The organism is Arthrobacter sp. K4-10C, assembly GCF_059090085.1.
Genome location: NZ_JBNHFI010000010.1, coordinates 149,981 through 162,557, shown reverse-complemented (window position 1 = coordinate 162,557; position 12,577 = coordinate 149,981). Strand labels below are relative to the sequence as shown.

At 64.0% G+C, this 12,577-nt stretch carries 11 protein-coding genes; 6 read left to right on the top strand and 5 right to left on the bottom strand.

From position 1 onward, the window contains the following. Positions 1–55: 55 nt before the first annotated feature. The 3 genes from AC5RUU_RS15350 to AC5RUU_RS15340 are packed head-to-tail and all read left to right on the top strand — an operon-like array spanning position 56 to position 4,175. Complete coding sequence (locus AC5RUU_RS15350; RefSeq protein WP_493976058.1) at positions 56–1,564, top strand: 4-hydroxyphenylacetate 3-hydroxylase N-terminal domain-containing protein; 1,509 nt, start codon at positions 56–58, stop codon at positions 1,562–1,564. Positions 1,565–1,572: 8 nt separating this feature from the next. Further along, on the top strand, positions 1,573–3,006 hold the full coding sequence (locus AC5RUU_RS15345; protein WP_493976057.1) for an MmgE/PrpD family protein: 1,434 nt from the start codon (positions 1,573–1,575) through the stop codon (positions 3,004–3,006). Between the two features lie 17 nt (positions 3,007–3,023). Next, on the top strand, positions 3,024–4,175 hold the full coding sequence (locus AC5RUU_RS15340) for a flavin reductase (RefSeq protein WP_493976056.1): 1,152 nt from the start codon (positions 3,024–3,026) through the stop codon (positions 4,173–4,175). 255 nt (positions 4,176–4,430) lie between these two features. On the opposite strand, the gene AC5RUU_RS15335 is transcribed toward AC5RUU_RS15340, so the two are convergent. From AC5RUU_RS15335 to AC5RUU_RS15325, 3 genes are all read right to left on the bottom strand, one after another. Next, positions 4,431–6,053: an FAD-dependent monooxygenase gene (locus AC5RUU_RS15335; protein WP_493976055.1), complete on the bottom strand. Its 1,623-nt coding sequence runs from the start codon at positions 6,051–6,053 to the stop codon at positions 4,431–4,433. A gap of 54 nt (positions 6,054–6,107) precedes the next feature. Next, entirely contained in the window at positions 6,108–6,959 is an 852-nt protein-coding gene (locus AC5RUU_RS15330) for a fumarylacetoacetate hydrolase family protein (RefSeq protein ID WP_493976054.1), read from the bottom strand. A 268-nt stretch (positions 6,960–7,227) separates the two neighbouring features. Next, positions 7,228–7,890, bottom strand: coding sequence for a TetR/AcrR family transcriptional regulator (locus AC5RUU_RS15325; RefSeq protein ID WP_493976053.1), 663 nt, complete (start codon positions 7,888–7,890; stop codon positions 7,228–7,230). A gap of 51 nt (positions 7,891–7,941) precedes the next feature. Here AC5RUU_RS15325 and AC5RUU_RS15320 point away from each other — a divergent pair, with 51 nt between their 5' ends. Beyond that, positions 7,942–8,391, top strand: a complete 450-nt coding sequence (locus AC5RUU_RS15320; RefSeq protein WP_493976052.1) for a nuclear transport factor 2 family protein — start codon at positions 7,942–7,944, stop codon at positions 8,389–8,391. After that, positions 8,388–9,278 (top strand): SDR family oxidoreductase, encoded by an 891-nt coding sequence (locus AC5RUU_RS15315; protein WP_493976051.1) that lies wholly within the window; start codon positions 8,388–8,390, stop codon positions 9,276–9,278. The genes AC5RUU_RS15320 and AC5RUU_RS15315 overlap by 4 nt, the downstream gene beginning before the upstream one ends. Here AC5RUU_RS15315 and AC5RUU_RS15310 read toward each other — a convergent pair. Together AC5RUU_RS15310 and AC5RUU_RS15305 are read right to left on the bottom strand one after the other, a co-directional pair. Then, entirely contained in the window at positions 9,275–10,069 is a 795-nt protein-coding gene (locus tag AC5RUU_RS15310) for an MBL fold metallo-hydrolase (RefSeq protein ID WP_493976107.1), read from the bottom strand. The genes AC5RUU_RS15315 and AC5RUU_RS15310 overlap by 4 nt on opposite strands. Positions 10,070–10,169: 100 nt before the next feature. After that, positions 10,170–11,243 carry a Gfo/Idh/MocA family protein gene (locus AC5RUU_RS15305; protein WP_493976050.1) on the bottom strand — a complete coding sequence of 358 codons (1,074 nt, stop codon included), beginning with the start codon at positions 11,241–11,243 and terminating at the stop codon, positions 10,170–10,172. Between the two features lie 289 nt (positions 11,244–11,532). On the opposite strand from AC5RUU_RS15305, the gene AC5RUU_RS15300 reads away from it, so the two are divergent. Then, the gene (locus tag AC5RUU_RS15300; protein WP_493976049.1) at positions 11,533–12,498 is read left to right on the top strand and encodes a Gfo/Idh/MocA family protein; all 966 of its coding nucleotides are present in this window, start codon (positions 11,533–11,535) and stop codon (positions 12,496–12,498) included. Positions 12,499–12,577: the final 79 nt, after the last annotated feature.

Sequence of the window (12,577 nt, the reverse complement as noted above, 5' to 3'; positions counted from 1 at the left end):
CTTCAACAGGAAGCGGACCGGCCAGGCGCTGGATCAGGCTGAGAAGGAGATCACAGTGAGTGCACGCACCGGGGCAGAATACAAGCGGGGCCTGGACGACGGCCGCGAGGTGTGGCTGGGAGCGGAGCGTATCTCCGTCCTTGAGCACCCGGCCTTCAAAGGCTCTGTCGAAGGCATGGCCGGCTACTTCGACTACCAGCACAAGTACGCGGCGGACTGCCTTACACCCCATCCGGAGACCGGCGAAGCCATGAACGTGAGCCACTCGCTTCCCAAAAATGCTGAGGACATCGCCCGCCGCCACCGTGCCTTCGACCGCCTGGCCCGGTACTCCAACGGCATGCTCGGCCGCACGCCTGACTACGTCAATGTGGTCCTGGCCGGGCACGTTTCCCGCAAGGACATCTTCGACCGCTCCGGGGACCCGGTGTACCACCAGCGGCTGGCGGCATACCAGCGCGAGGTGATCGAAAAGGACCTCGCGTTGACCCACACCATCGTGCACGCCGCGATCGACAAGAGCGTGGGCGAGCTGCAGGGCATGAACGAGGAACTCACCCTGCGCGTGGTGGAGCGGACCGAGCAGGGCCTTATAGTCAAGGGCGCGAAGATGCTCGCCACCCTCGGGCCGATCGCCGATGAGCTGTACGTCTACCCGGCAGTGCCCATCCAGAAGGGCTTCGAGGAATACGCCATTTCCTTCGCCATCCCGGTGGCCACCCCCGGGGTCGTCGCCATCTGCCGGGACCATTACGGTGTGGACGCCGACTTTGCCGACAAGCCGTTCTCAGCGCGCTTCGACGAACAGGACGCCGTCATCATCTTCGATGACGTGCTGGTCCCATGGGACCGCGTGTTCATCGACGGCAACCTGGACGTTTACAACTCCATCAATGCCGGCACAGCCTCCGGCAACACTCAGCAGCAGACGGCCATCCGCGCAGCCGTGAAGCTGGAGTTCGCCTACGACCTGTGCACGCAGATCGCCAAGGTGACCGGGACCGAGAACAAGCCCGACGTCGGAGCGATGCTCGGTGAAATCTACACCTACCTGCGGCTGACCCGGGCGGCCATCCACTCAGCGGAACTGCGGGCCTCGGACTGGGGTGGCGGAGCGTACTTCTGCCACGACGACATCAGTTCGCTGCGCGCCATCATGCCGGGCTGGATGATCCGGATCAACGACATCATCAAGTCCATGGGCTCGCACAACCTGCTGGCAACCCCCACGGGCGGTGCGTTCAACGATCCCCGGCTCGGCCCGCTGCTGGAAAAGTACCTTCCCGGTGCCAACGGCATCAGCGCCCAGGAACGCGCCCGCATCATGCGCACTGCCTGGGACTTCGCAGGCTCGGCACTGGGCAGCCGGATTGAGCTCTACGAACGTTTCTACCTCGGCAGTATCGGCCGCGCCCGCGCCCTGGACCACCGCAAAGCCCAGGCAGCCGGGGAGACCGGCGCCTACCGGGCCATGTTTGACGAAATCGACGGCCACCCCGATGCCTCGGACGGGGTACCTGCTGCGTCCGCCGGTGACCGGATCGCCGTCGGGGTGCGGGGCTAGGTTCCGCCATGACCGCCCAGACGGTAGCGGCCGCCGGCCCCCGAAACAGCATGGAAAACATGACGGGCACCGTGGCCCGCCATATCGCTGACACCGGCTTCGAGGCCCTTGACGCCGCCACAGTGGCCAGGGCCAAGGTCCGGATGATCGACGCGCTGGGCAACATCGCCGCCGGCCATCGCGCCCAGGGCAACCGCGCGGTCCTGGACCTCGCCAGCCACTGGGGCGGTGCCCCGGAAGCAAGCGTGCTGGTCCACGGCATCCGGCTGCCGGCGCACAATGCAGCGCTGGTCAACGCCGTGATGATGCGCTCCTACGACTTCGAGCCGATCGGTGCGGAATACGAGGACCGGACGCAGTCCGCTGCCCACATCAGCGGTACCACCATTCCGGTGGCCCTGGCCGTCGCCGAGCAGCAGCGCTCCTCGGGACGGGACCTGCTCACCGCATTGATCCTGGGGGATGACCTCACCTCGCGCCTCGCCGCGGCGTCGGGCTTTGACGTTTACAGCGGCCAGGACAACACAGGCACCGTCAACGGACTTGGCGGCACTGCCGTCGCAGCCAAACTCATGGGACTCGGCGCAGGGCAAATCCGGAACGCGCTGGGCATCGCGGTGAACCAGCTGTCCGGAACCGTGGCCAACATTTTCGACCAGAGCCTGGCATTCAAACTTCCCATCGCCTTCGCCGCCCGCAACTCCATCGTTTCCGCCGAGCTGGCGCAAGCGGGGTTCACCGGCCCGGCGGACGCCATCGCGGGCCGGCACGGGTTCCTGGACATGTACTGCACGGCACCGGCACCGGAGAAGGTGACCCGGCGGCTTGGCGAGGCGTTTTATGCGGACTGCGTGATCAAGCCCTGGGCCGCGTGTCGGGCGAGCCACCCATCCCTGGATGCCTGCGTGCGGCTGGCCACGGACAACCCGCTCAACGTAGATGAGATCGAGGAGATCCTCATCCACGTGACCCCGCGGACCCTGAACGGTTTCGTGGGACAGCCCTTCGTGATCGGGGAGTGCCCGGAAGTTTCCGGCGCCTTCAGCATCCGGTTCACGGCCGCCACGGCCCTGATGTACAGGACGGTCCGGCCGGAACACCTCACGCTCGAGCACATGCAGGATCCGCTCCTGCAGCGGCTGCTGGACAAGATCCGGCTGGTGGATTCCCTTCCGCCGGCGGAAGCGCTCACCGCCGAAGTGGAGCTGCGGCTGCGGGACGGTTCCGTGCTCAGGACACGGACGGACGTGCCCAAGGGTGATATCTACGCCAGCCCGATGAGCGAAGCAGAGATCGTGGACAAGTACTACGCCAACGCCGAGTTCGGCGGCAGGACCCCGCGCAGGAATGCCGAGGAAGCACTGCGGCTCGTCCAGCGCCTGGAGGAGCTGGACAGCCTGGCACCCCTCATCAAACTCTTCACACCCGACTCCCAGCAATAAAATCCCAGGAGGATGAAATGAATACACAACAGGCTGTTCCCGCCGCGGAGATCACTGTCGATCCCGCTGCTTTCCGCCACGTCGTTGGCCACTTCGCCAGCGGCGTCACGGTGATCACTACCGTCGTGGAAGGCGAGCTGTACGGCACGACGGCGTCGGCCGTGTCATCGCTGTCCATGGAACCTCCCATGATGCTCGCCTGCCTGAACCGCTCCAGCTCCACGCACGACGCCGTGCTGAAGGCAGGAGTGTTCGGCATCAACATCCTGGCCGAGGACCAGAGCGACCTCGCCATGAAGTTCGGCCGCAAGGGCGGAGACAAGTTCGACGGCGTCGCAGTCACCAGGTCTGCCGAGGGCGTTCCCATGCTGGACGGAGCCCTTGCCACCATCGTCTGCAGGGTTGCCGAAACCCCCACCGGCGGCACGCACACGGTGTTCCTTGGCCTGGTAACAGACGCCAAGGCAACTGCAGGGGAGCCGCTGGCGTACTTCCGCGGCGCCTTCGGACGGCTGGAAAGGGTCAAGGAGCTTGCAGCCTACGACGCCGTCCGGGACTGGGTGCTGGGCCGCCGAACCCCGCTGCGCCACGCCTTGGATCCGGTGGAGATCGCTGTCCAGTCCAAGTCAGATCCGCGCAACGTCCACAATGCCCTGGTTAAGTTGACTGCCGAATCCCTCGTTATCCGGGGGGACAGGGGCGAATTCCTGCCGGCGCCCATTACCCGCCAGCTGACGGACAGTGTCTACGACGGCCGGCTCACCATCGAGCTGGGAGTCCTGGCCAGCCACTTCGAGAAGTTCACGGACGAGGACATCGCGGAACTGAGCCGGCTCACCGACGAGCTGGCCGTACTGCGCCAGGGCGGCCAGGAAGCACTGGACAGATTCCTCAAGACCAACGCGAAGTACCACAACCGGCTGGTCAGCGTGGCGGGCTCCGCCCAGCTCACCGACGCCTTCCGCCGGCTCGGGATCGGCACGGTCTGGCGCGAGGCCCTCAACAGCGAGGAGTGGGCCAGGAAGATGGACCACAGCCACATCGTGGAGCTCACGGCTGCGCTGAAGGAACATGACTACGCACGGGCCGCAGAGGCGCTCCGCCTGCACACCACCTTCGGCAAGCAGCTTGCCAGCGACGTGATTGAGCGCCACGGCGGCGAAGTCTAAACAGCCGACTGAAAGCCCGACGGCGGGGCCGCACCCAGGGATTCTGAAACCTGCAGGGTGCGGCCCCGCCGTCGTTCGCGTTTTTGCCAGTGTGCGGTGCCCCTCATCTTCCCCAACTAGGTAGCAGCAGATGTCGTTCTGAGCCTCCATAACGACATCTGCTGCTACCTAGTTGGGCCTGGGACAGCAAAAGGAGCGGGGACCCCCAACCGGTCTCCCCGCTCCTTTTTCTGTTGCCCGCTTTGTTGCTGTCTGTCAGGTGGTGGCCGGCGCTCCCGATTCGGCCTGCCGCAGGAGCGGCAGCTCCGGCACGTAGGCGGCCAGTGCTTCAAACGCCGCCTGCTCCGTGTGCGGGGTGGTGGCTGCCGCAACGTAGCGGTCGGGCCGCACCAGCAGGGTGATACCGCTGCCTGCCACAGCAGCGAAAGCGCCGCTGGTGTCCATGACGGCGGTGACGCCGGCCAGCGCGAGGCGCACGCCGTCGTCGTTCCCTGCCACTCCGTTCCCGTCACTGACCAGTCGCTTTACCTCGATAGGCACGCCGCGATCGAAGGGAAAGTGCAGCAATGCCCAGCCCGTACCGAGGACGGTGTCCAGCTGGACGGTGTCGCCGGTGGTCAGCGTCACCTCCGGCTGGGACAGGGAACGGCCCACCAGGGCGCCCGCTGCCTTGCACACGCCGTCGCCAGGGGCGGCCACGCAGCCGGTGGTGAAGTGTGGCTGTTTGAGGAACTTCATGCCGGCGAGCCAGGCCTTCGCCGCCGGCACGATGCCGGAAGCGATGATGGCGGCATCGCGGATGGTTGTCAGCGCGGGGTTGACGTTCATCACCACTTTGCCGATCCGGTGGGACAGGCGCACCATGTCCACCGCGTGCGGACGCCGCTCCGCCTGGTAGGTGTCCACCAGGGCGTCGGTGCCGGTACCCCGGACGTTGGCGGCGATTTTCCAGGCGAGGTTGGCGGCGTCGCGGATGCCGGCATTGAGGGCCTGGCCTGCGAACGGGGGCATCATGTGGGCCGAGTCGCCGGCCAGGAGCACGTGCCCCACGCGGTAGTGAAGCGCGACGCGCTGGTGGGCAACGTAGACGGCCGCGCGGCGGATGTCCGCCGCGGCTATCGACTGGAACGGCGCGATGAGCCGGATGATGGCGTCCGGAGACGTCATCTCCGCCGCCTCCTCGCCGGGCAGAAGCATGAACTCATAGCGGCGGCGGCCGTGGACTCCGGGGACCACCACAACTGGACGCGTCCCGTTGCAGTGGAACTCGGAGAACGGTTCCGGATCACCTGGGGTGTTGATGATGTCCACCACGATCCACTTCTGGACCTGGGTGGAACCTTCCATCGGGATGCCGAGCTGGGAGCGGACAGGGCTCCGGCCGCCATCGCACGCCACCACCCATTTCGAGCGGACGGTGTGCTTGCCGTCGCCGTCAATAAGCACCGTGTCCGCATGCGCGGGGCCGTCCTTGATGCGGAACGCTTCGGTGTTGAAGCGGATGTCGATCAACGGGCGGGCCCGGGCGGCTTCGAGGAGCAGCGATTCCATCACAGGCTGGTCGAACTGTGACTTGCCGGGCTGGCCCAGCCGCGGGGCGGCAGGGCGGACCTCCGCCAGCAGCTGTTCCTTCCGGCCGTAGTAGCGGGCGCCGGTGTCCATCAGCACTTCCGGCACCAGCCGGTTCAGGACGCCGATTTGCTGCATGACGCGCAGGGTCTCGTCGGTGACGCTGATGGCCCGCGGCTCATCGCTGGTACCGGCATGGCGTTCAACGAGCATCACGTTGACGCCCTGGTCCGCCAGCAGGTTCGCAACGGCCAGGCCGATGGGGCCTGCCCCAATGACAAGTACGTCGGTTTCGATGATTGTGTCCATGCCGGTTCAGATTCCGATCCTAAGAGAGGGCAGTCGGGCGGGGGCCAGGGCAGGTCAGGGGACGAGCTCCACCGTGTTTTTCAGGGTGCCCAGACCGGTGATCTCCACCTCCACCACGTCACCTTCTGCGAGCAGCCCGGATGGTTCCATAAACAGACCCACACCGCCGGGGGTGCCGGTGACCACCACATCGCCGGGTGAGAGCCTGGTGAAGCCGGTGATGTAGGCGATCAGCTGCGGAATGCTGAAGTAAAGGTCTGCCACGGAGGCTTTCTGGCGGATGTCGCCGTTCACCCGGGTTTCCAGGGTGAGCGCGTTGACGTCGCCGAGTTCGGCAGCCGGGACGAGGTAGGGGCCGAAGCCGCCGGTGCCGGGGAAGTTCTTGCCGGGGATCCACTGCGAGGCCGCAAGCTGCCAGTCGCGGACGCTGAGGTCGTTGTAGGCGGCGTAGCCGGCAACGTAGTCGAAGGCGTCCTCTTCGCTGACGTGGAACGCATCCTTGCCGATGACCAGGGCCATTTCACCTTCGTAGTCGAACTTGGTGGTGCTGGCGGGCATTTGGGCCGGCTGCAGGTGCCCCATCTGGGAGTCTGCGAAGCGGGTAAAGATGGTGGGCGCCTTCTGCTCCGTCTTGCCGGACTCCTCCTGGTGGCTGCGGTAGTTCACGCCGATGCAGATGATCTTGCCCGGGTCCGTGATGGCGGGAAGGAACTCGATGTCCGCTTCCGCGCGGGACGGGGCGCTGAGGAACTCCTCGCCGACGGTGCCGAAGAGGCCCTGTTCGACGGCGGTGCGGAGGGTGGGTGCCTTGTTGGCCCCGCTGGGGCCGAGATCGTACGCCTGTCCGTTGGCAATAATGCCCCAGGTGGGGGAGCCGTCTGCGGATACAAAGCTTGCGTAGTTCATGATGGTGGTTCCTTTCGCAGCGGCAGAGCGCCGGGGAGGTGTGGCCAATCCTTCCCTGTCGGCGGCTTTGCCGGGCAGGAGGAATGTGCATCCTTTGACACAGAATACATTATCCTGCTTTTAGGCATTCTGGCTAGGGTTGGCGCCATCGCAGGGGGATCGCCGGAGCTCCTGCCGCTGGCAGGAGGAGTAGGTGCCGGACCGTGAGGGCCGATACCCGGGCGTTATCGGCCGCTTCAAGTCCAGAAAGGGCCGGCTTTCCCGGTTCTCATTGGTGCCCTTCAGGGAGCAGGGAGACGATCATGAATTGGGTGACGTACTGGGCGAACCGCGACAGGGACCAGCCCCGCTTCAACACGAGCAGTTCGTAGAGCTCAGCCGAGCTGCAGACCCAGAGTATGTCGGTCGCCTCACCAAGGGAGACGCCCTCCCGGAGGTAGCCGCGGTCCTTCAGGTACCGGGCGTGGTGGCGCATCCGTTTGAGGCGCTCACTCTCGATGTCTTCGAGCAGGCTTGCCATCTCCTGATCGTTGACGGCGGCAGAGCGCATTAACAGTCGGATCGGCGTGACCAGTGAAGCCACCTCGGCAGTCAGGAGCCCCCACTTCCGCATGACCGTCGTCGGATCGCTCTCGCGTTCCCGCATGGCGTCAGAGCGATCATATGCAGGGACGGGTCCAGTCCCGGCCAGCCCACGCTCGTAGAGGGCGCGCACCAGCCCCGCCTTCCCGCCGAACGCCTTGTAGACGGTCTCGACCGAAACGCCTGCCTCGGCGGCAATGGCGGCTAACGTTGCGCCCGCATAACCACGCTCACCAAGCTGCCGCTCGGCTGCCTGGAGGATGGCGTCCTTATTCCGCCGGGCCTGCTCTAAACGTCCGCTGGAGTCGTAGCGACGCTTACTCTTGACGTTTTCCAATATTCGTTCCATGCTTGAGTATCAGATACAGATGACTGTATCAGAATCATTCGAGGAGTTGGAATGATGGGCAATGCAGATGCTGCCGGAGACTTACTGCAACGGTTGCTCAGCGCAGTAAATGCGCACAAGTTGGACGACCTCGTGGCATGTTTTGCCGACAACTATCTCAATGAGACGCCCGCCCACCCCCAGCGGGGTTTCCGGGGACGAGACCAAGTGCGCCGGAACTGGACAGAGATCTTTTCCCGGGTTCCGGACATTCGCGCACGGGTGCACAGCACGGCGGGCAGCGGCGACACCCGGTGGACCGAGTGGGAGATGTCCGGGACGCGGACCGATGGGGCTGCGTTCCTGATGCGGGGAGTGGTCATCTTCGGCGTCACTGACGGGGTCATTTCCTCGGCCCGGTTCTACCTTGAGCCGGTCGAGGATGTCAGCGGGGACGTCAACGCAGCAGTCAGCCGGGTGCTGGGCAGCGATTCAGCACCCCGAGTAAAGGAAACATCATGATTCTTGTCGTGGGGGCCACCGGCCAGTTGGGTGGTCTCATCGCTCAGACGTTGATCCATAGAGGTTTTGAGGTGCGCATTTTGGTGCGCAAAGGGTCGGCGTACGAAACTCTCGTTAGGGCGGGTGCCCAGCCAGTCGTCGGTGACCTTAAGGATCCTGCGTCACTCGCAGAGGCCTGTGCCGGCGTCGACACCGTGGTGACCACGGCCAACTCCTCCGCACGGGGCGGCGAGGACAATGTGGATTCAGTGGATCGCGCCGGCAATCGGAACCTGATCGGTGCCGCCGTCGATGCCGGCGTCCGCCGCTACGTCTTTGTCTCGAACCTCGGCGCCAGCCCGGACAGCCCCAATCCCTTTATGGCTGCCAAAGGCGAGACGGAGCAACTGCTTCGCAGCAGCGGGATGTCCTGGACGATAATCCAGCCCAACCTCTTTATGGATAAATTGCCGGTAATAGTGGTTGGCGGGCCGGCTCTCGCAGGGCGGCCGGTCACTCTCGTGGGGGAAGGCAGGCGCGTGCATTCCCTGGTGGCAATGCGGGACGTGGCACAGTATGTGGCTGCCGTGCTTGAGCATCCGGAGCGGGATGGCCAGCTGCTGGTCATCGGCGGCCCGGAGCCGGTCTCCTGGCGTGATGTGGTCACGGCATTCGAGCTCGAACTGGGGCGGCAGATTCCGGTGCAGACAGTTCCCCCGGGAAAGCCGATAGCGGGTATGCCGGAGTTGCTCAGCGGTTTCCTTGCGCTGCTGGAGACCTACGATTCAAGGCTCGACATGAGCGACCTGCCCGCCCGCTGCGGAGTGGTGCCGACCACCCTTCGGACCTGGGTGCACGACTTTGTACAGGAGTCTTCCGGCGTCTCAACCAACGCAGGCAGGGGTTAGGCCAGGTCGCAGACTTGCAGCAGATCAGTTCCCACCAGGAGATTGCCGTGAAAACTCTGTTGGACGATCTCCCGCCATTTTTCTTCCGGCAAGTCACCCGGAATGAGGTGAGTCAGCACTAGAAGGGAGACTTCCGCAGCTGCAGCCACGCCACCCACGTCATGGACTGACGTGTGGTACTCCGGTATGCCGTAACCCGGGAAGAGTGCCTCATGAATCAGTACATCGGCGCCGCGGGCGGCTGCAATCAGCTTGTCGGACGGCCGGGTATCACCGGATATCGCAAGAGAATGGGCGGCGGTGCGGAACACGTATCCGAAGGCGTCCTCGACAGGGGAATGTTCCACCTGGACAGCAGACACCTGCCATCCTGAGAAGTTCAGAATGAGGCCGTCATGAACCTCCACGACCGGAACGCTGAGGTTCTCAGGGTCGTATCCGTGCGGAAGCCTGGCCCGGATGTCATAGTCATGAGCGGCGAAGATCCGATTGACGTATTCAAGTGTGCCGGGGGGACCGATGACGGTGGGCGCCTTCTTTTGGGTTCGGTGGATCCAGGGCGCCATGATGAGGAAGCCCAAGTCAGCATTGTGGTCAAGGTGGTTGTGGGTGATCAGCACATGAGTCACATCTTCCGGGCGCCAGCCGAGGCGGAACAACTGGTAGACGCAGCCGTTGCCGGTATCAACCATGACAACGTCGTCGCCGATGGCAAGAACCGTCGAAGGACCGTAGCGGCCGTCGACCACCGCTGGGGTACCTGTCCCGCTCAGCCAGCAGCGAAGCCGCATCCGCGCAAGTTCGGTTGGCTCTGGCTGGGCCTGGGCACGCCGTCCGCGGGCGAGTTGTTCGCCTAGCAGGTATTCTCCCAGGAGCGACTTGGGCTGATGGTTAGACGCCATTGTCGTTCCTGTCTTTCGTTTCAACCTGAGCTGAGGCCATGTCCGAGGGGCGCATGGATCGGCCCGACGCCGCGGACTGGTAGGCGGCGAGGATCGTCTTCAGGCTGCTGAGCAACCGGGTCGGGCTTGCCTCCGGTTCGGTTCCAGTTCTTATGCACTGGACAAAGTGGCTCATCTCCTCCGTGAAGCCCATCGAACTGTTTGCATCCTCAACGGTTGTCTGGCTCCCCTCGACGGAGTAGCTGACGCGGCCGGACCAGACGTCCAGCTCCAGCGAACCCTTGTCGAAGAACAATTCCAGTCCAAGACGCCGAGGTCCCAAATGCCTGGAACGCGCGGTGAAAACGAGCGAGCCCAGCGTGCCGGATTTGAACAGCGCGCTGACCACCGCCGTACTTTCCAAAGCGCCATTCGGTGCCATGTCCTCGGCGCTGGTGTAGGCCGCAACTTCCTCAAAGGGCCCAACCATGGCTTCGGCCAGTGCCACCGTGTGGATACCGGCCTGCATCAGGTACCCACCTCCGGCGGTGTCGGCCGAAAAAGTCCAGGCGGGAGCACCGCCTGTCGGCGACACGTAAAGTGAACTTTCGTGCCTGGCCTTTATCAGGAACGGGTGGCCTAGGGCATGCTTGCGGATAATTTCTTCAGCCTGCCGGCGCGCGCTCGAGAACAGCCAGTTCTCCGCTACCATCACCGTTTTGCCACTGGCCTCTGCCGCCCGCGCAATAGCTTCTGCATCGTCCAGGTTCGTTGCCATCGGCTTCTCGACCAGCACGTGGAGATCTGCGCCTAGAGCGCTGAGGACCATGGGGGCGTGCAAATGCGGTGGCGTGCAAATGTCTACAGCATCAACTTTGCCGGACCGGAGAACTTCCTCGAGGTCCTCTGCGCAGTTGGGGATCCCGAACCTGGCGGCTATCCGTTGAGCGCGCTCCTGGTTGGTGTCCACCAGCACATCCACTCTGGCATCCTTTGCGGCTGCCCAGGCTGGCAGATGCGCCACTTCAGCGATTTCGCCTGCCCCTACGAGCGCGACGCGTACCGGTTCATCGTTGGCTGCCATAGCCTCCGCCTTTCGGCTTTTCCGCCATTGAGAAGATGCGACAACCGTACCGCAGGCAGGACTATTGCGGAAGGCTTTGTCTGACTAAAGCTATCCCTTGACGCCCTGTTCCTGCACAAGTTAGTCTGACTAATGAAGCGGACGAAGCAGTGCAGCCCGCGGAGAAGTACGGCCGTGACCAAAGGGGATCGCAGTGCAGTTAGGGATGATCGGAAGCGATCTGCTCCACGCTCTGGAGTACACGTCTATTCTCAACGCGCGCCCAGGACCGGCTTTTCCTAAAGCCGACGTGGACCATTCGGCGGCTGTCGGTGGCATGCCCTCACCGGAATTCCGGTGTCCCGGTGCCTGGGATCCGGCACTGCCCTCAGCTGACGAGATTCTTGCTGACAGCGCTTTCCACAACGCAAAGGTCACCTCATGGTGGGGCCAGGACAGCGAAACAGTCAGGAAATGGGCCGGCCAAACGGGCGTGCAACACGTCGCCAGGACTCCGGAAGAAATGCTCGGAAGAGTTGATGGGGTCTTGATTTGTACCTGGCACGGCAAGGACCACGCAGCACTGGCCCGTCCCTTCGTGGAAGCCGGCTTGCCCGTGTTCGTGGACAAGCCCTTCACGGAAAGCACGCAGGAGGCAAAGGAACTCCTCAGCCTGGCCGAGAGGAGTGGCTCTGTTGTCTTTTCGTCCTCACCCTGGAAGTGGTCGCCCTCCATCCTTAACCTGATGGCGCAGGCTCCCAATCTCGGGGACATCAAGACCTGTATTGCCAGCGGTCCTTACCTGGATAATCCCTACTTCTATACAACCCACATGGTCGAGACCGGGCAGGCGATACTGGGCCCGGGCGCCGTATCTGTTCAGGCGCAGCACACGTCGCAGGCACGCGTGATCGTCGTGACCTACGACGACGGGCGCATGCTCGTTGTGAATGCCCTGCAAGGAGCAGCAGCCACGCGGCACGTGGTGCTCTACGGCTCGAAGGGATACCTCGAGGCCGATGTAGGTGAGGCACAAAAAGAAGCAGGGATGGTGGAGACGCTCGCCAGGTTCCTGCGTGGGGCCGCCCAGGGCAAGGCCCCCCTTCCCCACACCTATCCCCTGGAAGCCACAGCAGTTATGGAGGCAGCGCAGGCCTCCATCGAAGCCGGCGGAAGGCCGGTGCACTTGGACGCCATCCTGGATGACAGCATCAGCGGCCAGGAGTTCACGTCCAGCGCAGCCTCACCACCCCTCAAGAAAGAAGGAACATCGTGAAAGTTCTTAATTCCGGACGTTCCGGACTCATTGGACTTTTGTGTCTCGCATTTGCGTTCGTCACCACAGGCTGCGCGGG

Excerpts from the sequence above, each read along its gene's own strand:
- AC5RUU_RS15345 (WP_493976057.1), top strand. The coding sequence starts at position 1,573 with ATGACCGCCCAGACGGTAGCGGCCGCCGGCCCCCGAAACAGCATGGAA.
- AC5RUU_RS15340 (WP_493976056.1), top strand. The coding sequence starts at position 3,024 with ATGAATACACAACAGGCTGTTCCCGCCGCGGAGATCACTGTCGATCCC.
- AC5RUU_RS15335 (WP_493976055.1), bottom strand. The coding sequence starts at position 6,053 with ATGGACACAATCATCGAAACCGACGTACTTGTCATTGGGGCAGGCCCC.
- AC5RUU_RS15330 (WP_493976054.1), bottom strand. The coding sequence starts at position 6,959 with ATGAACTACGCAAGCTTTGTATCCGCAGACGGCTCCCCCACCTGGGGC.
- AC5RUU_RS15325 (WP_493976053.1), bottom strand. The coding sequence starts at position 7,890 with ATGGAACGAATATTGGAAAACGTCAAGAGTAAGCGTCGCTACGACTCC.
- AC5RUU_RS15320 (WP_493976052.1), top strand. The coding sequence starts at position 7,942 with ATGATGGGCAATGCAGATGCTGCCGGAGACTTACTGCAACGGTTGCTC.
- AC5RUU_RS15315 (WP_493976051.1), top strand. The coding sequence starts at position 8,388 with ATGATTCTTGTCGTGGGGGCCACCGGCCAGTTGGGTGGTCTCATCGCT.
- AC5RUU_RS15310 (WP_493976107.1), bottom strand. The coding sequence starts at position 10,069 with ATGCGGCTTCGCTGCTGGCTGAGCGGGACAGGTACCCCAGCGGTGGTC.
- AC5RUU_RS15305 (WP_493976050.1), bottom strand. The coding sequence starts at position 11,243 with ATGGCAGCCAACGATGAACCGGTACGCGTCGCGCTCGTAGGGGCAGGC.